Below are 25,276 nucleotides of genomic sequence, written 5' to 3' on the forward strand. Positions count from 1 at the left end.
GCCATGGCATCGCACATCGCCCTCACGGCCCTCCTCGTCCACGACTACGACGAGGCCATCGACTTCTACACCCGTGCCCTCGGCTTCGACCTCGCAGAGGACACGGCACGTCCGGACGGCTCCCGCTGGGTCGTGGTCCGTCCGCCCGGCGCCACCGAATCCGCTCTCCTCCTGGCCCGGGCCAAGGACGACGCCCAGCGCTCCCGCGTCGGCGACCAGACCGGCGGCCGCGTCGGCCACTTCCTGTACACCGACGACTTCGCCCGCGACCACGCCCGGATGACCGCGGAGGGCGTCCGCTTCCTGGAGGAGCCGCGCCACGAGGCGTACGGCTCGGTCGCCGTCTTCGAAGACCTGTACGGCAACCGCTGGGACCTCCTCCAGCCGGCCGTCTAGACCTTCCCTTCCCCCAGCCTCGGCGCCTCCCGCGCGGCGTCGACGGCCGGGCCCCCGTCCGCCACCCGACCGGCCAGCTCCCCGGCCCACCGGACCAGGCCCGGCACGTCGACCCCGTACGGGCCCCCGTCCAGCCCCTCGATCCCGGCGGCCCCGCGCCGCAGCAGCCGCGCCCCGCCGACCGCGTTGCCGCGCGCGGCGTGCGTCAACCCGACGGCGAGCTGCGCCAGCCCCCGCCAGAGCGGGGCCGCGGCCTCGGGACCCGACTTCCAGGCGTCCTCGAACACCTCGTGCGCGTGGAACGGCATCCCGGCGTCCAGTAGGCGCTGCGCCTCGCGCACGGTCTCCCCGGAAGAGCGCACCACCCCCTCGGGCTGCCGCTCCACCCCGGCCTCCCCATAGGGGAGCGGCCGCCCCAGCCCATCCCTGGGCCGCGCACTGCGCGCCCGCCCGTCGACATCCCGATCCCGTGCGTTCACCACCCCATCCTGCCCCTCGCCGATTACCCGTGCATGCACACCCCTCGGCGTGGGGTAATGTTCTGCATGTGCCGCCGAGCAGGGGGAAACCCCAGGTCGCAGGCACGACGGGACGTGGCGCAGCTTGGTAGCGCACTTGACTGGGGGTCAAGGGGTCGCAGGTTCAAATCCTGTCGTCCCGACCAGCGTTTACGCAGGTCGGAGGCCGTTCTCTCGCTAATGAGAGGGCGGCCTTTCGTGCGTCCGGAGCCATGGTGGTCGCAGTGTGGTCGCACGCCCGGTTTGTGGCCGGTCGGCCGTGGCGCTGGAGGCCGTCGGCGCGGGGGAGCGGAGTCGGCGGAGGGCTTCGCGGAGCCGGTGGATGTGGTCGCGTGGTGGTCGCAGCCACGCCGTATGGCCCGTTTGGTGGTTGGTCTTCTCGGCTTCGGTGAGGGTGTGGTCGATGGTGTCGACGGCTTCGCGGGCTGCCTGCTGGGTGAGGTGGCTGTAGATGTTGGCGGTGGTCGACAGGGTGGAGTGCCGCAGGGTCTTGGAGACGACGGTCAGGGGCACGCCGGCGGTGATGGTGATGGTGGCGGCCAGGTGCCGCAGGTCGTGGACCGTGATCCTGGGGACGCCGGCCTCGGCGGAGAGCCGGTGGAGCCGGTCGAGAACCTGGTGTGGTCCGAACGGGCGGCCGTCGGGCCGGCTGAAGACGAGTCCGGCGAACGGGTCGTCAGGATTGCCGCAGGTGCGAGGCGTTGTTTGTGCACGGTGCCGGAGGGCGGTGGCGACGCGGGGTGAGATGGCGACCCAGCCGCGGCTGGATCGGGTCTTCGGCGTCGTGACGACGAGCCGGTTGTTGTCGATGGCGGAGAGGGTGCAGCGCACGTAGAGGACGCCTTCCGCCAGGTGGACGTCGTCCCAGTGGAGGCCGAGGGCTTCGCCCTTGCGCATGCCGGTGCCGACGAGGAACTCGAACAGGTCGGCCATCTCCGGATCGGCCTGATGGCAGTGCAAGAGGAAGCGGGCGGCCTCCTCCGCCGTCCAGATTCTCCGCTCCGGGGACGGCGGTCGCCGTAGGACGGGGGGACTGGCCGGGTTGTGGGGGAGGCGGTGTTGCCGGACGGCGTCGCCGAGGGCGCTGGAGAGGGTGGCCAGGCACCGGTAGAGGGTGGTCCGGCCGCGGCCGGCGGCGAGCTGGCAGGTGACGTAGGCCGAGATGTGGCGGTGTGCGAGCTGGTCGAGCTTGAGGGTCCCGAACGCGGGGATGAGGTCGTTGCGGACGTAGCCGCGGTACCGGGCCATCGTGGTCGGCTTCAGTACGAGCGCTTTCTCAGTGAGCCACGCGTTCAGGTAGGCGGCGACGGTCTGGTTCGGGTCGGCGTCGAACCCGCCGGCCTCGCCCTCGAGGAACTGCCGCAGGGCCTCCTCGGCCGTGTCCTGGGTGGGGAATCCGCCCCGGCGCACCGTGGTGCGGCGGTGGTCCGGGGCGGGGACGTCGACGGCGAAGCTCCAGGTGCCGTGCTCGCTGTCCGTGACGAGGTGGGGGCAGTGTGTGCCGAGCTGACAGCGATGGTTGTCCCTGCAGCCACAGCGGCGGTAGATACGGCCGCGGCCGATGCTGGTGCGCATAGGGATCGCCTCCGGGAGGCGGAGGGAGACGGATGGTTCCAGCCTGCGACCACACGCGACCACCGTGTCGCCCAGGAGCACCGTGACCAGCGAGTTTCCCTTGTCACTGCGCCAAGAGAACGGCTTCCGGAGATCGCGAGCACGGCCTTCGTCTGCTGCTGGTACACCGCCTGTACCCGTGCGGAAACTGCGCACCCGGTCCGGTCACCGGCCGGCGGCAAGTGTGCTGTGACAGTACGTCCGCCGGCTCACCACTGGCTGATGAGCGGTGTGTCCGGTCCGTGCTGTCGCCAGGCTTCGGTGATGCGGATCAGGCGGGTGGGGGCGGCGATGCCGCGCACGGTTGCGATCTTGCCGTCTGCGATGTCGAAGGTCACGGCGCCGACGACCTGGTCGCCGACCACGAAGAGTATGGCGGAGGCGCCGTTGACGAGCGCGTAGTGGACGGCGGACGTTCCGCCGGCCAGTCGCTGCTTCGCGGGGGTGGGTTTGAAGCCGGCCCGTGCGACGGCGGCGACGCGCTGCGGAGTGTCGTAGCGCAGCAGCTTCTCGGCGAGGCCTGCGCCGTCGGAGATCGCGATCACGTCGTCGGCGAGCAGCGCCACCAGCCGTTCGGTGCGGCCCGAGGACGCGGCGGAGAGGAATTCCTCGACGATTCTGCGGGCGGACGCCGGGTCGACCTCCCCGCCGGCGCGGCGTGCGGTGGTGATGCGCCGGCGGGCACGGTGGAGGTGCTGCTGGCTTGCGGACTCGGTCACGTCGAGGATCTCGGCGATCTCGGCGTGGCTGTAGGAGAAGGCTTCGCGCAGGACGTAGACGGCCCGCTCTATGGGTGTCAGGCGTTCGATAAGGGTCAGCACGGCCAGGGAGACCGATTCGCGCTGCTCGAACGTGTCGGCAGGACCGAGCATCGGGTCGCCGTCGAGGAGTGGTTCGGGCAGCCAGGCGCCGGCGGTGCGTTCGCGGCGGGCTTGTGCCGAGCGGAGCCGGTCGAGGCACAGGTTGGTGACCACCTTGGTCAGCCATGCTTCCGGCACCTTGATCAACTGCAGGTCGGCGGCCTGCCAGTGCAGGAACGCGTCCTGCACGGCGTCTTCGGCATCGGCGGCGGAGCCCAGCAGCCGGTACGCCAGCGAGGCCAGCCGGTTCCGGCCGGCCTCGAACCGACTGGTGTCGGAGCCATCACTGGCGGTGCTGTCCACGCGGGTCACCCTAGATGATCACCGATTCAGGGGGCTGGGCGGCCGCCTTCTCGACGGACGCGCTCGGCACGGCGGCCAGGTGGTGCTTGTGCTTGGGCAGGCCGAAGGTCGGGTGCGAGGTGGTCCACAGCGACAGCTTGAGGATGCCGGCTTTGATCCGCGCGGCCTTCCTGCCGCCCATGTACTTCGGCTTCGCCTGCGCTTCGTCGTCGACCATCTGCAGGATCCCGTCGCGCCGTCCGAGGCTGATGTGGTTGCCCGGGTACTCCAGCTTGGTGTTCGCGATCTTGCGGCCGGTCAGGCGTCCCACGATCGCGGCCGTCGCCTGCATGCCGGTGTAGCCGGCCGAAGCGCAGGACATCGGCAGCGGCAGGCCGTTGTCGCCGATGGCGTAGGCGCTGTCGCCGACGGCGTAGACGTTCGGGTGCGAGAGCGACCGCATGGTGCGGTCGACGATGATCCGTCCGTTCTCGGTGACCTCCAGCCCGCCGGCGGCGGCGATGGGGTCGACCGCGAACCCGGCCGTCCACACGGTCGCGTCGGACGCCAGGGCTGTGCCATCGGCGCACAGCACCCGCGTCGCTTCGACGGTTTCGACGCTGGTGCGCTCCAGGACGGTGATGTCCAGCCGGTCGCAGGCCTGGCGCAGGTGGCCGCGGGCTCCGGAGGAGAGCAGGGCGCCCAGCTCGCCGCGGGCGACCAGCGTCACCGACAGGCGGGGCCGGGATTCGGCGATCTCGGTGGCGGTCTCGATGCCGGTCAACCCGTCGCCGACGACCAGCACGCTCCCGCTGTCGCCCCGCTTGCTCAGGCTGTCCAGGCGCTCGCGCAGGCGCAGCGCCGAAGGCCTGGCGGCCACGTCGAAGGCGTGCTCGGCCACGCCGGGGACCGCGCGGTCGTCGCCATGGCTGCCGAGCGCGTACACGAGCGTGTCGTAGCCGACCTCACCGCACCCGCCGGAACCGGTGACCGCGACGACCCGGCGCTCGGGGTCGACGGCGGTGACCCGGTCCAGGCGCAGCTCGATCCCCGTGCCCGCGAAAACGTCGGCGAGCTGGGGAGCCTCGATCTCCTGGCCGGCCGCGAGCTGGTGCAGCCGCAGCCGCTGGACGAATTCCGGCTCGGCGTTGACCACGGTGATCGCGGAGTCCGCCGAGCACAGCCGGCGGGCCAGGGTCCCGGCCACGTAGGCCCCGGCGTAGCCGGCGCCCAGGACGACGATGCGGTGCTTCATGTGACGCTCCTGTCGGTTCGCTTGCTCTCGGAGACTTGAGCGGGACAGCGCCCCGATTCCTGACAGGAGTCGCATGTGACGCGGGTCATAGGGTGGTGGGGGCCCTGTGTTCCGGCCAACGGAGCCGCATGGCGTGTCACGCGACCGGTCGCCGTCCAGGTGCGGCATGTTCTCCCCAGTGGAGAGTGTCCGTTAAGGCCGGTGTGTACGGAGGTGTCCCGGTGGGTGCGACTGATGGCAAGCGGGATCAGCCCGGTGACTCCGCATCGGCCTCTGGCGAAGAGGAGCGGTTCGGCCTGGAGCGCGTGCGTGCTGCTCTGCGTTCCGCCGTGCCACCAGGGCCGCCGCCGGGTCCGGCGCGTCCGGAGTTCTGGCGCAGCCCGCTGCGGGGGCCCTGGCTGACCGCCGTGTTCGGGCTCGTCCTGCTGGTCGGGGTCACGCTGCTGTTCGTGACGGGCCTTTTCTCGTACGCGGCGTACAACCCCGATCTGTCGGCGGTCAACGACCAGACGCCGGACAAGGGGTGGCTCGGCTTCTACCTGTTCTCCTGGCCGACCTCGCCGTACTGGCTCTACCGGGTGAACCAGGGCGTCCACGTGGTCCTGGGCGTCGTCCTCGTGCCGGTACTGCTGGCGAAGCTGTGGTCGGTCATCCCCAAGCTGTTCGAGTGGCCGCCCGTGCGGTCGGTAAGCCACGGCATCGAGCGCCTGTCCCTGCTCCTGCTGGTGGGCGGGGCCGGATTCGAGTTCGTCACCGGCATCCTCAACGTGCAGCTGCACTACATCTTCCCGGGCTCCTTCTACGTCCTGCACTTCTACGGGGCGTGGGTATTCATCGGCGCCTTCGTCGTGCACGTGGCCTCCCGTCTGCCGCGAGCGCTCCGCGCCGTGCGGGCCGGACCGGCGCAGCCCGAGGCGGGCACGGAGCAGGCGGCCGGGCTGGTCTCGCCCCGACCGGCGCCCCCGACCATCTCCCGGCGGGGCGCCCTGGGCATGGTCGGACTCGGGTCCTTGGCGCTGCTCGTGGTGACGGCCGGGCAGAGCGTGGGCGGCTGGTGGCGCCGGACCGCGCTGCTCGCCCCGCACGGCCAGGACCCCGGCTCCGGGCCGAACGGCTTCCAGATCAACAAGACCGCGGCATCCGTCGGCATCCGGGCGAGTGACATCGGCCCCGCCTGGCGGCTGACCGTACGCAGCGCCGGCAGCCAAGTCGTCCTCACCCGCGAGGGACTGCTGGCCATGGAGCAGCACGAGGCGGCCCTGCCCATCGCCTGCGTGGAGGGCTGGTCGACCCCAGACCAGCTGTGGAGCGGCGTACGGCTCACCGATCTGGCAGCCCTCGTCGGGCTGGGCACCGACACACCGCAGGCCCTGGTGGAATCCGTGCAGCGGGGAGGGCCGTTCAGCTCGGTCGTCCTGAGGGACAACCAGGTGCGCGACCACCGCTCACTGCTGGCCGTACGCGTCAACGGGGCCGTCCTCTCGCCCGACCACGGCTACCCGGCCCGCGTGATCGTCCCCGGCGCTCCCGGCGTCCACAACACCAAATGGGTCACCCGCCTCACCTTCGGAGCGCCGGCATGAGCGTCGCGACCACCTTCCGCCGACGCTACGGAGCCTCCCCGCTCCACCTGGTCCTCGTACTGGCCTCCTTCGCGCTGGCCGTCTACGCGGGTGTGCGGCTGCTCAAGGGGGATGCCGTGGGAGTGGCCTTGTGGTTCGTCGGGGCGGCGCTCCTCCACGACCTCGTACTCCTTCCCCTGTACGCGGTGACCGACGGGGCCGTGCAGTTGCTGTTCCGGGGGAGGGTGGGCGCGGGGGAGGGGCCGCCGAGGCCGAGCGTCAACTACGTGCGGGTGCCGGCCTTCGTCTCCGGACTCCTGCTGCTGGTCTGGTGGCCGCTGATCCTGCGCCGCGTCGACCACTACACCGCCGCCACCGCACTCCCGGCCGACGTGTTCCTCGGGCGCTGGCTGCTGATCACCGCTGCCCTCTTCGCCGCCTCGGCGGCCACCTTCCTGGTCCGCAGTTGGCACGCATCGGGGCCTCGACGGCGAGCGGCGCGCCATCAGCGGCAGGCGCGCAAGGCCACGAAGTGACGGTGCTCGCCCGCCGTCCACCGTTCGGCCGGTCTCCAGCCCGACATCCGGGCGTACCGGCCCAGAGCCGTGGTACCCACCACCGCCCAGGGGAAGACGCCGCTCACGGCCCGCTGCCCTGCGTGGATCCGGACGCGACGGCGCTCGTCCACGTCGCCGGAGGCGGTCTCCACGATCAGCAGTCCCTGGCCGTGGACGAGGTCCCTGATCCGCCGCAAGAGCCTGCCGGGGTCCCCGCCGATGCCGATGTTGCCGTCGATGAGCAGGGCCGTTCCCCACGTGCCCTCATCGGGAACCGGATCGAACACCGAACAGCGAAGTGCGGCGCCACCCCGGCGTACCGTGGTGATCACGGCGGACGGACACACGTCGATCCCGAGTGCGGGGTGGCCGCGGTGGAGCAGAGCCTCGACCAGTCGTCCGGCCCCGCACCCGATGTCCAGTACGCGCCCCCTGCAGCGTCGCAGCACGGCGTGATCACCGGCATTCGCTCGCGCACACCACCTCTCGACGTCCAGGGGACAGCACCAGCCATCCGCATCGCGCAGTGACAGATCACCCCGCCGTGTACGCATCGCCTCTGCGTAGTGGCGGTTGCTCCAGTCCTCAGCGGTACGGAGCGGCGCAGAACCAGAGGTGCTCACACAGGCTCCCTACGAGCGACAGGGCCGCCGCAGTCCGGGGCAGGGGCGGCCACCCTTCATGCATCGCCACAAACGCAGGGATGGGCCGGGCAGGGGCGGCCGATTCCACCGAACGGCCCTCTCCCGATTCCTGCCGCTGGATCCGGGAGGCGCGGCCGTGGTGGGGTCATCGGGGCCGACGGCCCTGGCCCACGGTGAACGCGACGAGGACCCCGGCGAGTCCCGCCCATACGGCGCCTTCGCCGCCGGCTTGCCGCCAGCCCAGCAGGCCGAGAACGAGGCCGGTGACCGCCCCCGCGGAGGCGGCGCGGGAGTCGGTGAGGAACGTCCACTGGCGTCGGCCGCTTCCGGGCTCCCCGAGTTCGGCGAGGGCGGTTCTGATGACCAGGGCCGCGGCGATGACCGCCGCGGCCACAAGACTCGCTCCCACGTGCGCTCCCGATGTCAGTGCCTGGCGGTGAACTCCAGGTCCGGGGTGAGGTCGCGCTGGTAGATGTCGGGGATGCCGTCGGCGTCGGCGTCGACTGTCTCTTCTTCGTACAGGTGCCGGTAGATCTTGTTGCGGCGTCGCAGGAGGACGGCCGCGACCGCGGCGGCGGTGAGTGAGGCGATGAGGACGGCGGCCTTGACGTGTTCGCCGGTCTCCTGGCCGGGGAAGGCGAGTTCGCCGATGAGCAGGGCCACCGTGAAGCCTATGCCCGCGAGGACGGAGAGGCCGAGGACGTCCGCCCAGGCGAGGTCGGGGTTGAGCCGGGCCTTGGTGAAGCGGGCGGCGAGGTAGGTGCCGGCGAAGATGCCGATCACCTTGCCCGCGACGAGGCCGATGACGACGCCGAGCGGCTCGGGCGTGGTGAAGACCTTGGCCAGGGCGGGGCCGGAGATGCTGACCCCGGCGGCGAAGAGGGCGAAGAGGGGGACGGCCACGCCCGCCGAGAAGGGGTGGAGGAGGTGGGAGACCCGGCTCGCCGGGGAGGCGTTCTCGGCCTTGTCGCGGGTGGTGCGCAGGATCAGGCCCATGGCGACGCCGGCGACGGTGGCGTGGACGCCGCCGTTGTACATCAGGGCCCAGATGGCGATGCCGAGCGGGACATACCACCACCAGCCGCGCACGCGCAGGCGCTGGAGGAGGTAGAAGACGCCGAGTCCGGCGAAGGCGCCGCCCAGCGCCCACAGGTTCAGGTCGCTGGTGAAGAAGACCGCGATGATCAGGATCGCACCGAGGTCGTCGACGACGGCGAGGGTGAGGAGGAAGGCGCGCAGGGCGGAGGGGAGGTGGGTGGAGATGACCGCCAGGACGGCGAGGGCGAAGGCGATGTCCGTGGCCATCGGTACCGCCCAGCCGTCGAGGCTACCGCCGCCGAGACCGGCCGTCAGCGCGTAGAGGGCGGCGGGTACGGCCATGCCGCATACGGCGGCGATGACGGGGAGGGCGGCGGTGGCGGGGGTGCGGAGCTCGCCGACGACGAGTTCGCGTTTGAGTTCGATGCCGGCGACGAGGAAGAAGACGGCGAGGAGGCCGTCGGCGGTCCAGTGGCCGACCGACAGGTCGAGGCCGAGGGCGGGTATCCCGAAGTGGAAGTCGCGTATCTGCTCGTAGAGGCCGCTCAGTGGGCTGTTCGCCCAGATCAGGGCGACCAGGGCGGCGCCGAGCAGGACCATGCCGCCGACGGTCTCGGTGCGCAGGGCGGAGGCGATCGCCTGGCGTTCGGGCCAGGGCAGGATGCCGAGGAACGGTGCGCGCTCGCGTGGGGCGGCCATGATCGTTGTACCTCCGGGGCGTCGGTGGAAGGGCATACGGCCCCTGGGACGCCGACCAGACTTCCCGGCACACCCCGCGCCCGGCTGAACAGCAGCCTTCTTGACGCGTTCTTTACACTCTAGCCGGGTGCTGTCGATCTCACCAGAAGGCTTTCCACCTGCTGAAACGTGTACGAGTGGGTGAGCGGGCCCGCCGTCCACCAAGGCGCGAGGTGGAGGGCGAACCCGCTCGAGGAGCCGGGCCGCGGGGGCGGTCAGACGGTGGTCTTCACCGGCTCCTGGTCGTCGTCCTCGTGGGCGTCCGTGTGCTCGCCGGCGTCGCGGCGGCGGACGAAGTCGAGGAAGTTGTTGAGCTCGCGCTTGACGACGGGGGCGAGCAGGTAGAGGCCGATGATGTTGATGACGGCCAGCATGAACAGCACCGCGTCGGCCATGTCGATCAGCGTCTGCAGGGTGAGCAGCGAGCCGGCGACGGCGAACAGGGTGTACATGACCTTGAAGGTGAGCTCGCTGCCCTTGCTGCGGCCGAACAGGTGCGTCCAGGCCTTCATGCAGTAGTAGCCCCAGGTCAGCACGGTGGAGATGGCGAACAGCATCACCGCGATGGTGAGGATGTACGGGAACCAGGGCAGGACGGTGCCGAAGGCGTCGGAGGTGATGGTCACGCCGCCGATCGACTCACCGCCCTCGCGGAGCTTGACATAGCTGGCCGGGTTGGCGATCACGATCGTCAGGGCGGTCATGGTGCAGATGACGACGGTGTCGATGAACGGCTCGAGCAGGGCGACGAGGCCCTCGCTGGCGGGGTGCTCGGTCTTGACCGCGGAGTGGGCGATCGGCGCGGAGCCGAGGCCGGCCTCGTTGGAGAACGCTGCCCGCTTGAAGCCGATGATCAGCGCGCCGAGGACACCGCCGGCGACGCCTGCGGGGTTGAAGGCGCCCTCGATGATGCTGGAGAGGGCTGCGGGAACCTCGGCCACGTGCACCAGGATGACGACGAGGCAGGCGGCGATGTAGATGCCGGCCATGGCGGGGACGAGCTTGCTGGTGACCGAGGCGATGGAGCGGATGCCGCCGAGGAGCACGATGCCGACGATGGCGGCGATCAGGATGCCGAAGAACAGGGCGCCGGAGGAGGAGCCGATCATGCCGCCCTCGCCGCCGGTGACGGACACCAGCTGGGCGTAGGACTGGTTGACCTGGAAGAGGTTGCCGCCGAAGAGCCCGAAGAACAGGATCATGACGGAGGCCAGCAGGCCGAGGACCTTGCCGAGGGTCTTGCCGCGGGCGCCGAAGCGCTCGGCCAGGCCCTTGGGCAGGTAGTGCATCGGGCCGCCGGAGACGGTCCCGTCGGCGTGCACCTCGCGGTACTTCACCCCGAGGGTGACCTCGACGAACTTCGTGGCCATGCCCAGCAGGCCGCAGAGGATCATCCAGAAGGTGGCACCCGGGCCACCGATCGAGACGGCGACGGCGACACCCGCGATATTGCCGAGCCCGACCGTTCCGGAGACGGCGGCGGTCAGCGCCTGGAAGTGGTTGACCTCACCGGTCGACCCCTTCTCGTCGTACTTGCCGCGCACCACGTTCACGGCGAGCCGGAACTTGCGTATCTGGACGAGACCGAACCAGCCGGAGAAGACGAGGCCGGCGACGACGAGCCAGGCCACGATCAGGGGGAGGTCGGTTCCTCCCACCGGGACGGAGTAGAAGACGACCTCGCCGAGCCACTTGGCTATGGGCTCGAAGAAGCCGCTGACCGCTTCGTCGACGGAGCTGGTGATGGAGTCGAGTGACATCAGGTTTTTACCTCGATGGCGCAGAACCGGCGCAGTGCGGTGCGACGGTGGTGAAGGCAGGGCATGAGCGAACGCCGATGTCCGATCGGCGACCCTGGGCGTCTCGGTCCGTGGACTCGGACCGCGACCTCCCTGGCCGTGCAAAGCCGGTGCGTGCCGGCAATCCGTGATCCGGCCAAGGGCTGGCCGAAAGCGGAGTTGGGCATTCTTAGCACGGCCTTTACGCATCCTTTAGTGGTGTGGATCACATCGATGCTTGTCGGCCGCAAGCTTCCGGGGGTCGGTGACCCGATCGTTATCCGGAACTGAGGTTCTGCTGAGCGAACGGATCAGTCGCCGGAGGGGCCGTGGAGGGCGAGGAAGGCCTCGTCCACGAGCTCCGGCAGCTCCCGGCCGCCGTCGCCCTCCACCCAGAGGGTGAGCGCCGTCGTCACTGCTGCCAGAGCGGCGCCCGCGAGGACCCGGACGGCCAGCTCGCTCTGCCCGGGGCTCCGCCCGGCGAGGGCTTCGGTGAACAGCTGCTGGGTGGCGTACTGGTTCTCCCAGACCCGGGCCCGCAGGGCCGGCGTGGTCAGGACGAGCCTCGTACGGACAAGCAGGGCGTCCCGATCCGCCGCGTACACGGTGCGCAGGCCCTCGCCGAGTGCGCTGTGCAGGGCGGTCAGGCAGTCCTCGTGCGGGGGACGGGACTCGATGAGGCGGGCGATCATCGGGTCGTAGTCGTCGGACTCGACCACGGCTTCCTTGGTGGGGAAGTGCCGGAAGAACGTCATGTGAGACACGCCCGCTCCTGCGGCGATCTGCTCGACGGTCGTCGCGTCGTACCCGTTCTCCAGGAAGAGCCGCAGCGCCACCTCCTGGATCGTCCGCCGTGTCTGCGCCTTCTTGCGCTCACGCAGACCCGTCGGCGCGGTCGGGGACGAGCCCATGGACGTCTTCCTTCGGTCGGAGGGTGGTCAGCGGACGCCGCCGCGTTCGAGTATGCGGGTCAGGGCCCGGTCGAGGTCGGCAGGGGAGTTCCCCTGCCATGCGAGGTGCCCGTCGGGCCGTACGAGCATGGCCGGGCTGGGGAGGTCCCGCGCGGTCAGCGAAACCACCGCGGTCTCACCGAGGCGGCGGCGCACCACGGCCGCATGGCCGGGGACGTCGTGGTGTGAGGTGAGCACTGCCCAGGCGGCGCCCAGCGCGCTGTGCAGGCGCGTCCCGCGTCCGTCGGTGCGCAGGCAGTCCAGGTCGGGAACGCGGTCACCGACGTGCGGGCCCCGGCCGGGGAGCGATCGGCCGGCGAGCGGTCCTCCGCGGTAGGTCACCTTCAGCTGTGACGACTTCTCCCACAGCGCGCGCTGGGCGAACGGCCTGTTCATCAGCGGAACGAACACGTGATTGCGCAGGGCGCGTGCGAGACGGGTGTCGCCCACGACCAGGCGGGTCATCGCGCTGGTGGAAGCCAGCACTTCCTCGGCGATGGGGCGGCGCTCGGCCTCGTAGGTGTCCAGGAGCGGTTCCGCTGCCCGCCCGTCGGCCACCAGGGCCAGCTTCCATGCGAGGTTCTCCGCGTCGCCGAGCCCGGTGTTCATGCCCTGGCCGCCGAACGGGCTGTGGATGTGCGCCGCATCGCCCGCCAGCAGGACCCTTCCCTGGCGGTACGTCGAGGCCAGGCGGCGATGGATGCGGAACGTCGAGGTCCACAGGCCCTCGCCCACGGCGGCGGCCGGGATGCCGGAGCGCGCCTCCAGTGCCTCGGCCAGGAGGGCCCGCACCTCCGCCGGGCCAAGATCCCCCGGGTGGTCGGAGGGGGCGGGAGCCATCAGGCGCCACACGTCCTCGCCGGGCAGGGGGAAGGCGCCCAGCATCCGGTCGCCGTGCAGCCAGACGCACACCGCGCCGCGGGGCAGTGGAAGCGGCGCCCGGACGTCCGCGAGGAGGAAGCGCTCGATGACGGGGACGCCCGGGAAGTCGATCCCGGCCGCCTTGCGTACGCCGCTGTGCGCGCCGTCGCAGCCCACCAGCCAGTCGGCGTGCTCGGACCCGCCATCGGAAAATCCGACACGCACGCCGTCGCCATCCTGGACGACGGAGGTGACCTCGCGGCGCCACTCCACCTCCGTCCCCAGTGCTCCGAGGCGGCGGCGGAGGCCGGCTTCCACTTCCGCCTGGGAAATGATCAGCCCCGGCCTGGTCACGAGCTTCGTCCTCCGGCCCACCTGGAGCCGCGCGGCCGGCTTCCCTTCGACGTACGTCACCACCTGACCGATGGCCACGGCCCGCCTCGGGAGGTCGCCAAGAGCTCCGAGTCGCTCCAGGACCTCGATCCCGCGCGGCTGGAGTCCCAGGGCGCGGGAGGTCCTGGACGGGCCAGGCGCCCCGTCGATGACCCTGACCGCGATCCCGGACGCGCGCAGCGCGCAGGCCGTGGCGAGACCGGTCGGCCCGGCTCCCACGACGAGGGCGGTCGTCTTCTCTCCCACCACCGACTCCAAATGTTAGTGAATAACTTTTGTTAGAGACTAACGTTTGATGGGAGGGTGCGGCAAGGGGCCGGTCGCAGGCGCGAGACGCAGACGGCGTGGGGGTGCCGGAAGTGGATCACCGCACGGCATCCTGTGGCGGTGTCCTCGATACCCGCACTTCCCCAACAGCCCCACGCCGCAGGCCGGATGGTCGTCTGTGGCGACGACGGCCTCGCCCGCCGACTGGCAGCCGAGCTGCGCGACGTGTACCGGGAGCGCGTGACCCTCGTGGCGCCCGCGACCGGCGGTCCCGAGCCGAGCGCGGGGCGGTGGCCGGGCCTCCTGGGGCGGGTGCCCGTCGCGAGGGGGCGGTCCCAGGCCGGGACGCGACCTGCCGACGACGCGCTGCGACTGCTGGACGCGGTGGAGCCGGACGAGGAGGTGCTGGCCGCGGCCGGGGTGGCGGATGCCGCCGCGCTGGCTCTCGTCTACGAGGACGACGAGAGGAACGTACGGGCCGCCCTGGTGGCGCGGCGGCTGAACCCCAGGCTGCGTCTGGTGATCCGGCTCTACAACCGCAAGCTCGGCCAGCATCTGGAGGAGCTCCTGGACCAGGCCGCACTCGTCGCCGAGCCCGGCATCGACCTGCGCGAGCTGGACTCCTCGACGACGGTCCTCTCCGACGCGGACACGGCGGCGCCGGCCCTCGCTGCCTCGGCGATCGCCGGGACCAGCAAGGTGGTTCAGGCGGACGGCCTGCTCCTGCGCGCGGTGGAGCGACAGCCGCCCGGGCGGGGCGAGGTCGCCGACCCGGGCCTGTGCACCCTGGCCCTCCTGTCGGCGACCACGAACGACCCCACGGGAAGCGAGGGATCCGAACTGAGCGGGGCCCGCGGCCCTCAACTCCTGCCGGACGACAGGGCTGTGACGGCCGCGACCGGGCGCGGCATTGTGGCACTCGAAGCGGTGGCGCACGAGAGACCGGCGCAGCGGGGGCATGGCCTGGCCCCGGTGTCCTTCCCGGTCTCCTCGCTCTTCTCCCGACGGCTGAACTGGTCCCTCGCCGGGATCGTGGCCGCCGTCGCGGCGCTCGCGGTCGGCGCGTGGGTGACGACCGGCGACCACCCCCTGCACGCCGCCTACATCACGCTCCTCGACCTCTTCGCCATCAACGACCCGGCCGTGGAGGAAGCGCCGGAGCGCAAGCTCCTCCAGATCCTCGCCGGCTTCGTCGGACTGCTCCTCCTGCCGGTCCTCGTGGCAGCGGCACTCGAAGGCCTCGGCGCGTTCCGTACGGCCACGGCTCTGCGGCGGCCACCACGCCGACTGTCCGGCCATGTCGTCCTGCTCGGACTCGGCAAGATCGGAGCACGCGTGCTGGCCCGCCTGCGGGAGCTCGGCATCCCCGTCGTCTGCGTCGAATCGGACCCCGAAGCACGGGGCGTCGCACTCGCCCGCCGCCTGCACGTCCCGGTCGTCATCGGGGACGTGACCGACGAAGGCGTCCTCGAAGCGGCCCGCATCCACCGCGCCCACTCCCTGCTGGCCATGACCAGCTCGGACACCACCAACCTCGAAGCCGCCCTGTACGCCCGCTCCGTCAAGCCCGAGGTGCGGGTCGTGATGCGGCTGTACGACGACGACTTCGCCACCGCCGTCTACCGCACCCTGCGCGCCGCCCACCCCACCGCCCTCACCCGCAGCCGCAGCGTCACCCACCTCGCCGCCCCCGCCTTCGCCGGCGCGATGATGGGCCGCCAGATCCTCGGCGCCATCCCGGTGGAGCGCCGGGTCCTGCTGTTCGCCGCGGTCGACGTGGCCGGACACCCGGAGCTGGAGGGGCGCACCATCACCGAGTCCTTCCGCCCCGGCGCCTGGCGGGTCATCGCCCTGGACACCGCGGCCCCCGACGACCGCCGCCCCGACCTCGCCACGACCCCCGGCGACGACCCCGCGCAGCAGCCCGCTCTCGTCTGGGACCTCCACCCCGGCTACGTCCTCAAACCTCAGGACCGCGTCGTCCTGGCCGCCACCCGCCGTGGCTTGGCCGAGCTGCTCGGACGAGGAGCGGTGCGTACCCCAGGTGCCTGAGACCTGAGGGCTGCACACCGACGATCGACCTCCGGTAGCCCGCGGCAGACAGGCGGCCCAGGCGAAGACGGCTTCCGGCGGTGGGGCTGCCCGGCGTCGGCCATCTCGCTGTGCACCGCCGTTTTGGAAGGTCACCCAGATGATGAACAAGCAGGCAGGCGTTCACCACCCAGCTCCGCACCCTGTGACGCGCGGCCGCGGGGCGGGCCTGTACCCCGCCCCTGCGGCATGGGAGGCTGGACCTGTCTGTACTCCCTCCCGACCAGGAGCCTCTCCGCATGCCACGCCGAGCCCGGCCCGGTCCGCTGTCGCCTCTGCTCGCCTTCGGGATCATCCTGACGGCGGCCGGTGCGGTGATGTACGTGCTGCCCGGCACTCCCGGACTGCCACTTCTCGCTCTCGGAGCCCTGGCGCTCGCTGCCGCAGCCGCGGTGTGGCTCGCCGCGCGCCAGCGCTGAAGAGGCCGGACGTAAGAGATCCGTCATCCGTTCGGCATGGCGAAACAGGAACCTGAGCAGGTTGAATGCGCGTGCGGGGCAGGATCCGGACGGTGAGAAGGAGCGGCAGTGGCAGACGGTAAGCGGCGCGGACGGCTGATCAGCTGGGCGGCGGTGACGGCCCTGGCGGTGCTGGGCGCCGGGCTGTACTGGTTCCAGCCGTGGAAGCTCTGGCAGGACGACCGGGTCAGCGAAGCCCTGCCGACGGCCCAGGCCGCCCCACCTGCCGCTTCCTCACCGGCGCAGGCTTCGACGAGCCCCTCTCCGGCCCCTGCGGGACCGCAGACCCTTGCCCAGGGATCCCTGATCAGCCACGAACACGCCACCACGGGCACCGTGAAACTGATCCGGCTGCCGGATGGCTCCCAGACCCTGCGGCTGGAGAACCTCGACACCAGCAACGGTCCCGACCTGCGGGTATGGCTCACCGACGCCCCCGTGAAGGAAGGTGCGGACGGCTGGGGCGTCTTCGATGACGGCAAGTACGTCAGCCTGGGCAAGCTCAAGGGCAACAAGGGCGACCAGAACTACGAGATCCCCGCCGATGTGAACGTCGCGGACTACACCAGCGTCACCATCTGGTGCGACCGGTTCAACGTCTCCTTCGGTGCGGCCGAGCTGGCCAAGGCTTGAACCCTCCTACTGGACGTTCCCTCGGCGGGCGGTGCCCACGGGCCGCCGAGGGAAGACGGCGTACGGTATGTCGTCCGTGTCCGTCCCGACCTGGGCGGGGCAGGCCTCGTTCGGCCGACAGCCGGCGCGCCCGCCTTGCGGCGTTGTCCCCCGACTTTGGGTACGACTCAGCCGCGACGGCGTCTTGCGGAGGCTTCCAGGAGAGAGGCACAGATGAACGGGAACCCGGTGTATCAGGCGCTTGCCCTCGCCTTCGCCACGGTTCTCATCCTCCCGATGGCCGTGGCGATGCTCGCCGGTTGGACGCCGCCCCGGCTTTCGGTGCGCGCGGCGGTGCATCCGTACGCCTGTGCCGTCCTGTGCATCTATGCGCCGGCTCCGCTGAACGCGATCCCTCGCATGCTTGATGCTTCGGCATGTGTCGTGACCGCTTGCGGCCTCGTCGCGCTCGCATGCGTGGTGGCCGCCGTCATTCTGCTGATCCGAGCTGAGCGCGCGGTTCGCCCCGCTTCGAAAGGTCCCCGATGAGCCCGATGATGCCGAGCCGATTCTTGTCATGGGCCCGAGGAAACCTGTCCGAGTTTCGCGCCGGCATCGTGCTCGTACTGCTCGGGGGTCCTGTCACCGGGTTGGGTGTCGTGCTCTACGCCATGTCCCTTCAGGGGTTCCAGGCTGTAGTCATCGGGATGTCCCTGCTCACCACGGGGCTGGTGATGGCAGGTTCCCTGGTCGGGCGACCTCGGTAACGGCCCGCGTCGCGTGGCCGATGGCTACGGGCCGGCAGAGGGCCCTGGGGGAGCAGTGGAGGTCGGCGGCCATGAGTACTCGTACCTGGGCGGGTTCCAGGGCTTCGGGTCGGGAGCTGGCTCGAAGGGACCGGCCCGGTTCGCCATGAGCAGCAACATGGTGCCTGCCACGACGAGACTGACGACGATCAGTGCCAGCCCTATGGGGTTGTCGGGGTTGTAGTAGTAGCGCTTCGACCATTTCCCGCGCTTGAAGACCGGTTCGTCGTCGTACCGCATGGGCGACTCCTTCAGTCGAGTGGTCTAGGCCAGGGCGAAGTAGCGGAGCCAGATGTAGAGGGCCGCGATGGCTGTCGTGGCAACGGTGACGACGAGGCCGTACTTGGTGAACTGCCAGAAGGTGATCGGCTGGCGGCTCCGCTCGGCGATGCCGAGGACGACGACGTTGGCCGAGGCGCCGATGGCGGTGGCGTTGCCGCCGAGGTCGGCGCCGAGGGCGAGGGCCCACCACATGACGTGGTCGCTGTCGCCGCCCATGGACTGGACGAGGTCGCTGGTGATGGGGGCCATGGTGGCGACGTACGGGATGTTGTCGACGACCCCCGAGAGCACGGTGGAGGCGCCGAGCATCAGCATGGAACCGCCCAGTTCTCGGCCGCCGATGGCACTAGCGAGGGCGTCGGACACTTCCTTGATGACGCCGGTGTCGATGAGGCCGCCGATCATGATGAACAGGCCCGCGAAGAAGGCCAGGGTCGGCCACTCGACCTCGGCCAGGACCTCGCCCGTCTCCACGGTGGAGATCGCGACGAGCAGGCCCGCGCCGAGGAGGGCGACGATGCTGGGTTCGTAGTGCAGGACCGGGTGCAGGACGAAGCCGGCGATGACCAGGGCGAGGACGATCAGGCCCTGGACCAGGAGGCGGGGGTTCTTGATGGCCTCCTTCTCCTCCAGCGCCATGATCTCGGCGGCGCGGTCCTCGTCGTAGACGAAGGTCTTGCGGAACATCCACCGGCACAGCCCGACCAGCACGGCCACCAGCACCACGCACAGCGGGGCGAGGTGCACGAGGAAGTCGTTGAAGGTCAGGCCGGCCCGGCTGGCGATGATGATGTTCGGCGGGTCGCCGACGAGGGTGGAGGCGCCACCGATGTTGGAGGCCAGTACCTCCGCGATCAGGAACGGCGCGGCGGGCAGGTTCAGCCGCTCGCACACCAGCAGGGTCACCGGGGCGACCAGCAGTACGGTGGTGACGTTGTCGAGGAGCGCCGACGCCATCGCGGTGATGACGATGAGCATGGCCATGACCCGGAAGGGCCGGGCCCTGGCCTTCTTGACCGACCAGATGGCCAGGTACTCGAACATGCCGGTCTTCTTCAGCACGCCGACGATCATCATCATGCCCAGGAGCAGGAAGATGACGTTCCAGTCGATGCCGGAGTCCTCGGAGTAGAAGGCCGAGACGTCGTCGGTCGCCCCGATCGCGAGCATCAGGCCGGCGCCGCCGAGAGCGGCGGCGACCCGGTGGACCTTCTCGCTGATGATCAGGGCGTACGTGCCGACGAAGACGGCGATCGCCGCCCAGCTGTGCCAGTCGCTCACGGGTCTCCAGTCAGGGGGTCGGGGTGACGTCGAGCAGCCGGTCCAGGAGGTGCGCCGCGGTGATCACACCGAGGAGCGTGGAGGTGCCGTCCTTGTGCCGCTCGACGACCGCGACGAGTGGGCTGCGCTGCTGTGCCATGAGGGCGGCCACCTCCAGCGCGGTGTCATCGGGTACGGCCACCGGCGGTGCCGGGGCCTTGGGCGGCAGGCAGTCGCCGACGGTGCGTCCGGCCAGGGCGGCGCACAGCCGGTCGGCGTGCCTCTCGTCGATGACCGCCGCCAGGGTGGGGTCCTCGATGACGTACTCCGGCACCAGCATCCGGATCATCTGGGAGGCGGGCAGGATCGCCTTCGGGGCGCCCTGATCGTCCAGGACCAGCAGTCCGGGCAGCCGATGGCCGGCCATGAGCCGGGCGGCTTCCAGGGCGTCGGTCCGGAGGGTGACGGTCTCGTACTGGGCTGCCAGGTCACGTGCGCGCATGGGCGGCTCCGTTCGCCTCGGTGGGGGTGTGGAGGACGGGATCGTCCGCGTCCGGGATGCCGACGAGGTCGATGACGCGGAACATCCGGGCCACCGGCACGTCGGTGCTGCTGTGGGCGATGATCGAGAACGCGATGCAGACCGCGATCAGGGTGTACGCCTCCTCGGCCTGCGGGATCCCGGACTGGAGCACCAGCAGCCCGTATACCACCGAGGCGAACCCCTTCGGCCCGAACCAGGCCGCGGCCAGCTTCTCGCGGCGGTCGAAGTGCGTCCCGATGAGCGACAGCAGCAGCGACGCCGGCCGGATCAGTACGATCGCCAGCACCACGGCCGCGTACCCGCCCCACGACAGGTCACCGAACAGCTGCGGGGTGAGCAGCGCGCCGAAGACGAGCAGGGCCGCGAACTTGGCCAGCTCGGCGATTGATTCGCCGAGCGGCTCGAACGCGTGCTTCGACTCCGGGGAAACGGAGGCGAGCACCGCTCCCGCCGAGAACGCGGCGAGGTAGGGGTTGGCGTGGGTGAGGTGACAGGCCGCGTACAGGATCACGCCGGTCGCCAGTGGCAGCAGCGGCTGGAGCTTGGGCTCGGCCCCCAGTAGCCGGAACCGCACGAGCCCGCTCACCAGCAGCGGCAGCACCACACCGAAGACGAGGCCGAGAGCCAGTTCAAGTGCGATCTTCGACGCCGACGCCTCTGCGGACCCCGCTGCCGGGCCCGCCGCCGCGATCAGCAGCAGGACGACCGGCAGCGCGAGGCCGTCGTTGATGCCGCTCTCCACGTTCAGGAGCTGCCGCAGCCGTGCCGGTACCTCCTTGCGCCCGACGATCGCCGACGCGAACACCGGGTCGGTCGGCGCCAGCACCGCGCCCACCAGGAACGAGGTCGTCCAGTCCAGACCCACCAGGTAGTGCGTGACCAGGGCCATGAACACGAACGCGAGCGGCATCCCCAGACCCAGGGCGCGTGCCGGGTTCTTCCAGGCGCTGCGCAGGGCCGGGAAGGACACGTGCATGCCGTCGGTGAACAGCACCGCGAACAGGGCGAGATCGGCGGTGACGGCGACGATGTCGCTGTCCGGGGTGATGTGGATCAGCCCCAGGAAGCCGTCGCTGACCAGCGCCCCGCCGACGAGGAAGAGGAAGGAGGTGGACAGGATCGTGCGGGCGGCGAGCCCGGACAGCAGCACCGCGACCAGCAGTGCCACACCGAAAACCGCGACAAGCACCATGAGATGGGCCCCCGATCGGAAAAGAGAGTTGTCCCTTGTTCGCCGACCAGGCTTCCCGGCACACCACAATCGACCTTATACGTTCTTGACGCGTCATTGACAGGACCCTGATGACCGGAAATCCGGGTCGGCCCTTGCCGGAATCCGGCAACGGATTCGCTCGCCGCCGGCGGTGTCACAGGTCCTTGGCGTGCCAGTCGAGGAGCCGGGCGCCGATGACGGCGGTCTGGAGCGTGTAGCGGTGGGCCGGGTCGGCCGGGTTGGCGCCGGTGAACTGGTGGATGCGCTCCAGGCGGTAGGTGAAGGCCCGCACGCTCAGACTGAGCCGCCGCGCCGCCTCGGTCGCGTTGCAGCCCGAGTCGAAATAGGCGATCAGGGTATCCAGCATCGGGCCGGCTCCGCCCCGTGCCTGCGTCAGCGGCCCGAGGGTGCTCAGGACCAGATCGGCCATGGCCTGCCGGTCCCGGGTCAGGACCGGGTAGACCAGGAGATCCGAGGCGCGGAGCACCGGGTCCTCGAGATGCATGCGGTCGGCCAGTTCGAGGGCGTTCAGCGCTTCCTCGTAGGAGTGGACGACCCCACCCGCGCCGGGATGCGGACGGCCGATGGCCACCCGGCCGCCGTCGGTACCGGCGTGCGCCTGCTTGGCGAAGTACATGAGGACGTCGTCCTGGTCGGCCGGCGCCACGCAGACGAGACGCCCTTCCTTGGTGGTGAGCAGGATCCGCCGGTTCCCGAACCGCCCCACCAGCGCCCGCTCGACGCGCTGGACCGCCGGGTGGATGTCGTCGAATTCCTCCGCTCCCTCGGCGACCGCGACCGCATGGGTGTGGGAGAGCAGCAGACCGAACCGCTCGGCACGTTCGGCGAGATGCCCGGGATCGCTCCGGCCGTACAGGAGGTCGTCGATGAACTCCCTGCGGGCCGCCTCCTCCTTGCGTACGGCCACCAGCTGCGCCCGCTCGTGTCCTTCGGCGAGGGCGTCGACCACCTGCTCGACAGCGGCGAGCACCCGGTCGAGGGGGGCGCGGGGCAGGTCGGGGCAGGCGGTGCGGGTCGCCGAGTGGTACTGCCGGACCAGGGGCCGCAGCCCGAACCCGGCCTCGGCGGCCCGCTCGCCGACCGCCCGTCGTGACTCCAGTTCTTCGCGGGTGAGTCGACGGCCGGTCTCGACGACCTCGGTGAGGATCCGGACGAAGCCGTCGAGATAGTCCTCGGGTATGTCCCGCCCTGCCACGGAGTCTCCTGGATCTTGATGTGCTGCCGACGCGCTGTTGACGTACAGCGGTCAAGGTTGGCAGATCGTCACGTTCAGCCTGCACTCGGCATCAAGATGCCGTAAAGACTGCTGGTATCCGGCAATGCCGAGGGCCGGGCCCGCTTGCCAGGATGGGTGCGGGGGACACGGGGGATGGTCCCGGTGCCGGGTGGCGGAAACGTGCCGGGTGCCGGGACCCGCGGCACCCGGCCCGACAGGCGGCCGAGAACGAGGGGGCGGAATCAGTGGACGAGTTCATCGATGCCGCCCTGGGATTCCCCGCCGGGATCTTCACCGTCGCGCTGGCCGTGGTCGTCGTGTACTGGTTGGTCGTGCTGTGCGGCGTCGTCGAGCACGACGCGTGGGAATCCGACGCCGGGTCCTCCGCTCTGGGGGCGCCGGGCGTCCCGCTCACCGTCTCCGCCTCGGTGCTGATCGCCGTCGCCTGGTTCACCAGCCTCGCCGGCACCGTGCTGGCCGACCGGCTGGGAGTCGGCGGCGGCTCCACCCTCGTGCTGCTCGCCCTTGCGCTGCTCGTCGCCCGAGGCGTAACGGGCCTGCTGGTACGCCCGCTGCGCCGGGTGTTCCAGCCCGATGATCCGCCGCCCTCGCGCCAGGACTTCATCGGTCAAATCGCCGTGGTCCGGACCGGCCGGGTGGACGCCCGTTTCGGGCAGGCCGAGGTGGCAGCCGCCGACGGCTCGACCGCCGTCGTGCAGGTCCGTCAGACCGGCTCCGATCCGCTCACCCACGGCAGTTCCGGCCTGCTCTACGCATACGACGAGCGCGGCGAGTTCTTCTGGGTCGCACCGTTCGACGCGGATCTCGGTCCCCGCACCGCCGGCTGAACCCCGGCCGCTGCGCCTCTCACCGCACTTCAGTGCACCTTCATCGCAAGGAAATCACCATGGATGCCATCTCCTTGGGCATCGGCGTGCTCATCGCCGTTGTCCTGCTCATCGCGGTCGCGTTGCTCTTCATCGTCAGCCGGCTCTTCCGCAAGGTCGAGCAGGGCAAGGCGCTGATCGTCTCGAAGATGCGGAAGGTCGACGTGACCTTCACCGGGCAGGTCGTGCTGCCCGTGCTGCACAAGGCCGAGGTCATGGACATCTCGGTGAAGACCATCGACATCAGCCGGACCGGCCGTGACGGCCTGATCTGCCAGGACAACATCCGCGCCGACATCCGGATCTCGTTCTTCGTACGGGTCAACAAGACGGTCGAGGACGTGATCAAGGTTGCCCAGGCGATCGGCACCCAGCGGGCGAGCGACAAGGCGACCTTGCAGGAACTGTTCAACGCCAAGTTCTCCGAGGCCCTGAAGACGGTCGGAAAGCAGCTCGACTTCGCCGACCTCTACACCAAGCGCGACGAGTTCCGGGACCGGATCATCCAGGTCATCGGCACCGACCTGAACGGCTACAGCCTGGAGGACGCGGCGATCGACTACCTGGAGCAGACCCCGCTGAGCCAGCTGGATGCCGCGAACATCCTCGACGCCCAGGGCATCAGGAAGATCACCGAGCTGACGGCCATCGAGCACGTGCGCACGAACGAGTTCCAGCGCACGGAGGAGAAGGAGATCACCCGGCAGAACGTCGACGCCCGCGAGGCCATCCTGGAACTGGAGCGCCGCCAGGCCGACGCCGAGATCAAGCAGCGCCGCGAGATCGAGACCGTACGGGCCAAAGAGGAGGCCGAGACGGCGCGCGTGCAGGAGGAGGAGCGGCTGCGCGCGCAGAGCGCCTTCCTCAAGACGGAGGAGCAGCTCGGCATCCAGCGCGAGAACCAGGCTCGCGAGGTCGCCGTCGCGGAGAAGAACCGTGAGCGGGTCATCGCCATCGAGAGCGAGCGGATCGAGAAGGACCGCCAGCTGGAGGTGATCGCCCGGGAGCGGGAGACCTCACTGACCCGGATCTCCGCCGAGAAGGAAGTGGAAGCGGAGCGTCGCGACATCGCCGAGGTCATCCGCGAGCGGGTCGCCGTCGACCGTACCGTCGCCGAGCAGGAGGAATCGATCAAGCGGCTGCGCACCGTCGAGGAGGCCGAACGGAACCGGCAGGCGATCGTCATCGCCGCCGAGGCCGAGGCGCAGGAGAAGCTCGTCAAGGACATCAAGGCCGCGGAGGCCGCCGAACAGGCCGCCGTACACCGCGCGGCCGAGGAGATCACCCTCGCCGAGGCGCGGGTCAGGTCCGCCGACCTCGACGCCCGCGCCAAGCTCCGCCTCGCGGAGGGCATCCAGGCCGAGACCGCGGCGCCCGGGCTGGCGGCGGTGCAGGTACGGGAGAAGGAGGCCGACGCCATCGAGAAGACCGGCCTGGCGGAAGCCGGAGCCACCGAGGCGCGGCTGAGGGCGCAGGCCGAGGGTACGAAGGCACAGGCGAGCGCCGAGGCCGCGATGATCGGCGAGAAGCTGAAGGCCGAGGCGGCCGGGCTCACCGAGAAGGCGGCCGCGATGGCCGCGCTGGACGAGGCCTCGCGCACCCACGAGGAGTACCGCCTGCGCCTGGCGGCGGAGAAGGACATCCGGCTGGCAGGGCTCGAAGTCCAGCGGCAGGTCGCCGAGGCGCAGGCCATGGTGGTCGCGGCCGGACTGGAGAAGGCCGACATCAACATCGTCGGCGGCGACTCGGTGTTCTTCGACCGTCTCGTCTCCTCGATCTCGCTCGGCAAGGGGGTCGACGCCTTCGTCCAGAACTCCGACACCGCGCAGCGCCTGGCGGGGCCCTGGCTGGACGGCACGTCCGACTTCACCGAGGACGTCACACGGGTACTCAGCTCCGTCTCCACGGCGGACGTCCAGAACCTGACGGTGTCGGCTCTGCTGATGAAGCTCATGCAGGGCGGCGGCGCACAGTCCGGACAGCTCGGCGAGCTGCTGGAGAAGGCGGGGCAGCTCGGACTCGCCGACATGCCGCTCGCGCGCCTGAACACCGCCGGCCTCAACGGGTCCGCCAAGGCCTGACCCGAGCCGAGGGCCGACCGGGGCCGCCGCGCACGACGCGGTGGCCCCAGGGGCCCTGAGTCCACCCGAAAACACAGCCGGCCGCACGCACC

Annotated in this window: 24 protein-coding genes and 1 tRNA gene; 10 read left to right on the forward strand and 15 right to left on the reverse strand. The window is 70.5% G+C overall.

The window, feature by feature from the left end; translation table 11 throughout:
• The first annotated feature begins 3 nt into the window (after positions 1–3).
• A complete protein-coding gene (locus ACGFYY_RS12740; RefSeq protein ID WP_365265187.1) occupies positions 4–396 on the forward strand; it encodes a VOC family protein in 393 nt (130 codons plus the stop codon).
• Here the strand turns inward: ACGFYY_RS12740 and ACGFYY_RS12745 are convergent.
• Positions 393–914 carry a DUF309 domain-containing protein gene (locus tag ACGFYY_RS12745; RefSeq protein ID WP_393708839.1) on the reverse strand — a complete coding sequence of 174 codons (522 nt, stop codon included), beginning with the start codon at positions 912–914 and terminating at the stop codon, positions 393–395. The genes ACGFYY_RS12740 and ACGFYY_RS12745 overlap by 4 nt on opposite strands.
• A gap of 69 nt (positions 915–983) precedes the next feature.
• Between ACGFYY_RS12745 and ACGFYY_RS12750 the strand changes: the two genes are divergently transcribed.
• Positions 984–1,060 (forward strand) — tRNA-Pro (locus ACGFYY_RS12750).
• Positions 1,061–1,091: 31 nt separating this feature from the next.
• Here the strand turns inward: ACGFYY_RS12750 and ACGFYY_RS12755 are convergent.
• The 3 genes from ACGFYY_RS12755 to ACGFYY_RS12765 all read right to left on the reverse strand — a co-directional run bounded on the left by ACGFYY_RS12755 (position 1,092) and on the right by ACGFYY_RS12765 (position 4,925).
• A complete protein-coding gene (locus ACGFYY_RS12755) occupies positions 1,092–2,489 on the reverse strand; it encodes a tyrosine-type recombinase/integrase (protein ID WP_393708841.1) in 1,398 nt (465 codons plus the stop codon).
• Between the two features lie 248 nt (positions 2,490–2,737).
• Positions 2,738–3,691: a sigma-70 family RNA polymerase sigma factor gene (locus ACGFYY_RS12760; RefSeq protein ID WP_393708843.1), complete on the reverse strand. Its 954-nt coding sequence runs from the start codon at positions 3,689–3,691 to the stop codon at positions 2,738–2,740.
• 10 nt (positions 3,692–3,701) lie between these two features.
• Complete coding sequence (locus ACGFYY_RS12765) at positions 3,702–4,925, reverse strand: NAD(P)/FAD-dependent oxidoreductase (protein ID WP_393708845.1); 1,224 nt, start codon at positions 4,923–4,925, stop codon at positions 3,702–3,704.
• A gap of 317 nt (positions 4,926–5,242) precedes the next feature.
• On the opposite strand from ACGFYY_RS12765, the gene ACGFYY_RS12770 reads away from it, so the two are divergent.
• Together ACGFYY_RS12770 and ACGFYY_RS12775 are read left to right on the forward strand one after the other, a co-directional pair.
• The gene (locus ACGFYY_RS12770) at positions 5,243–6,508 is read left to right on the forward strand and encodes a molybdopterin-dependent oxidoreductase (protein WP_393708953.1); all 1,266 of its coding nucleotides are present in this window, start codon (positions 5,243–5,245) and stop codon (positions 6,506–6,508) included.
• A complete protein-coding gene (locus ACGFYY_RS12775) occupies positions 6,505–7,023 on the forward strand; it encodes a hypothetical protein (RefSeq protein ID WP_393708847.1) in 519 nt (172 codons plus the stop codon). The genes ACGFYY_RS12770 and ACGFYY_RS12775 overlap by 4 nt, the downstream gene beginning before the upstream one ends.
• Here ACGFYY_RS12775 and ACGFYY_RS12780 read toward each other — a convergent pair.
• The 6 genes from ACGFYY_RS12780 to ACGFYY_RS12805 form a co-directional block, all read right to left on the reverse strand.
• Positions 6,993–7,493: a class I SAM-dependent methyltransferase gene (locus ACGFYY_RS12780; RefSeq protein WP_393708849.1), complete on the reverse strand. Its 501-nt coding sequence runs from the start codon at positions 7,491–7,493 to the stop codon at positions 6,993–6,995. The genes ACGFYY_RS12775 and ACGFYY_RS12780 overlap by 31 nt on opposite strands.
• A gap of 340 nt (positions 7,494–7,833) precedes the next feature.
• Positions 7,834–8,097, reverse strand: a complete 264-nt coding sequence (locus ACGFYY_RS12785; protein ID WP_393708851.1) for a hypothetical protein — start codon at positions 8,095–8,097, stop codon at positions 7,834–7,836.
• Positions 8,098–8,111: 14 nt separating this feature from the next.
• Positions 8,112–9,425 carry a Na+/H+ antiporter NhaA gene (gene nhaA, locus ACGFYY_RS12790; protein ID WP_393708853.1) on the reverse strand — a complete coding sequence of 438 codons (1,314 nt, stop codon included), beginning with the start codon at positions 9,423–9,425 and terminating at the stop codon, positions 8,112–8,114.
• A gap of 254 nt (positions 9,426–9,679) precedes the next feature.
• On the reverse strand, positions 9,680–11,224 hold the full coding sequence (locus ACGFYY_RS12795) for an alanine/glycine:cation symporter family protein (RefSeq protein WP_393708855.1): 1,545 nt from the start codon (positions 11,222–11,224) through the stop codon (positions 9,680–9,682).
• A gap of 329 nt (positions 11,225–11,553) precedes the next feature.
• Entirely contained in the window at positions 11,554–12,153 is a 600-nt protein-coding gene (locus ACGFYY_RS12800; RefSeq protein ID WP_393708857.1) for a TetR/AcrR family transcriptional regulator, read from the reverse strand.
• A gap of 27 nt (positions 12,154–12,180) precedes the next feature.
• Entirely contained in the window at positions 12,181–13,692 is a 1,512-nt protein-coding gene (locus ACGFYY_RS12805) for an FAD-dependent monooxygenase (RefSeq protein ID WP_393708859.1), read from the reverse strand.
• A gap of 189 nt (positions 13,693–13,881) precedes the next feature.
• Between ACGFYY_RS12805 and ACGFYY_RS12810 the strand changes: the two genes are divergently transcribed.
• The 4 genes from ACGFYY_RS12810 (at position 13,882) to ACGFYY_RS12825 (ending at position 17,423) form a co-directional block, all read left to right on the forward strand.
• On the forward strand, positions 13,882–15,765 hold the full coding sequence (locus ACGFYY_RS12810) for a potassium channel family protein (protein ID WP_393708955.1): 1,884 nt from the start codon (positions 13,882–13,884) through the stop codon (positions 15,763–15,765).
• Between the two features lie 278 nt (positions 15,766–16,043).
• The gene (locus tag ACGFYY_RS12815) at positions 16,044–16,223 is read left to right on the forward strand and encodes a hypothetical protein (RefSeq protein ID WP_393708862.1); all 180 of its coding nucleotides are present in this window, start codon (positions 16,044–16,046) and stop codon (positions 16,221–16,223) included.
• A 108-nt stretch (positions 16,224–16,331) separates the two neighbouring features.
• Positions 16,332–16,895, forward strand: a complete 564-nt coding sequence (locus tag ACGFYY_RS12820) for a DM13 domain-containing protein (protein WP_393708864.1) — start codon at positions 16,332–16,334, stop codon at positions 16,893–16,895.
• Positions 16,896–17,108: 213 nt separating this feature from the next.
• On the forward strand, positions 17,109–17,423 hold the full coding sequence (locus ACGFYY_RS12825) for a hypothetical protein (RefSeq protein ID WP_393708866.1): 315 nt from the start codon (positions 17,109–17,111) through the stop codon (positions 17,421–17,423).
• A 242-nt stretch (positions 17,424–17,665) separates the two neighbouring features.
• On the opposite strand, the gene ACGFYY_RS12830 is transcribed toward ACGFYY_RS12825, so the two are convergent.
• The 5 genes from ACGFYY_RS12830 to ACGFYY_RS12850 all read right to left on the reverse strand — a co-directional run bounded on the left by ACGFYY_RS12830 (position 17,666) and on the right by ACGFYY_RS12850 (position 22,195).
• Positions 17,666–17,920: a hypothetical protein gene (locus tag ACGFYY_RS12830; protein ID WP_393708868.1), complete on the reverse strand. Its 255-nt coding sequence runs from the start codon at positions 17,918–17,920 to the stop codon at positions 17,666–17,668.
• 24 nt (positions 17,921–17,944) lie between these two features.
• Positions 17,945–19,243, reverse strand: coding sequence for an ArsB/NhaD family transporter (locus ACGFYY_RS12835; RefSeq protein ID WP_393708870.1), 1,299 nt, complete (start codon positions 19,241–19,243; stop codon positions 17,945–17,947).
• A 10-nt stretch (positions 19,244–19,253) separates the two neighbouring features.
• Positions 19,254–19,724, reverse strand: coding sequence for a CBS domain-containing protein (locus tag ACGFYY_RS12840; protein WP_393708872.1), 471 nt, complete (start codon positions 19,722–19,724; stop codon positions 19,254–19,256).
• Positions 19,711–20,958, reverse strand: a complete 1,248-nt coding sequence (locus ACGFYY_RS12845; RefSeq protein ID WP_393708874.1) for a cation:proton antiporter — start codon at positions 20,956–20,958, stop codon at positions 19,711–19,713. The genes ACGFYY_RS12840 and ACGFYY_RS12845 overlap by 14 nt, the downstream gene beginning before the upstream one ends.
• Positions 20,959–21,133: 175 nt before the next feature.
• Positions 21,134–22,195 (reverse strand): PucR family transcriptional regulator, encoded by a 1,062-nt coding sequence (locus tag ACGFYY_RS12850; protein ID WP_393708876.1) that lies wholly within the window; start codon positions 22,193–22,195, stop codon positions 21,134–21,136.
• A gap of 266 nt (positions 22,196–22,461) precedes the next feature.
• On the opposite strand from ACGFYY_RS12850, the gene ACGFYY_RS12855 reads away from it, so the two are divergent.
• Both ACGFYY_RS12855 and ACGFYY_RS12860 read left to right on the forward strand, forming a co-directional pair.
• Entirely contained in the window at positions 22,462–23,064 is a 603-nt protein-coding gene (locus ACGFYY_RS12855; RefSeq protein ID WP_393708878.1) for a hypothetical protein, read from the forward strand.
• 59 nt (positions 23,065–23,123) lie between these two features.
• On the forward strand, positions 23,124–25,184 hold the full coding sequence (locus ACGFYY_RS12860; RefSeq protein WP_393708880.1) for an SPFH domain-containing protein: 2,061 nt from the start codon (positions 23,124–23,126) through the stop codon (positions 25,182–25,184).
• The last annotated feature ends 92 nt before the right edge of the window (positions 25,185–25,276 follow it).

The organism is Streptomyces sp. NPDC048331 (genome assembly GCF_043201215.1).
In the GTDB taxonomy this organism is placed as follows: Bacteria; Actinomycetota; Actinomycetes; order Streptomycetales; family Streptomycetaceae; genus Streptomyces.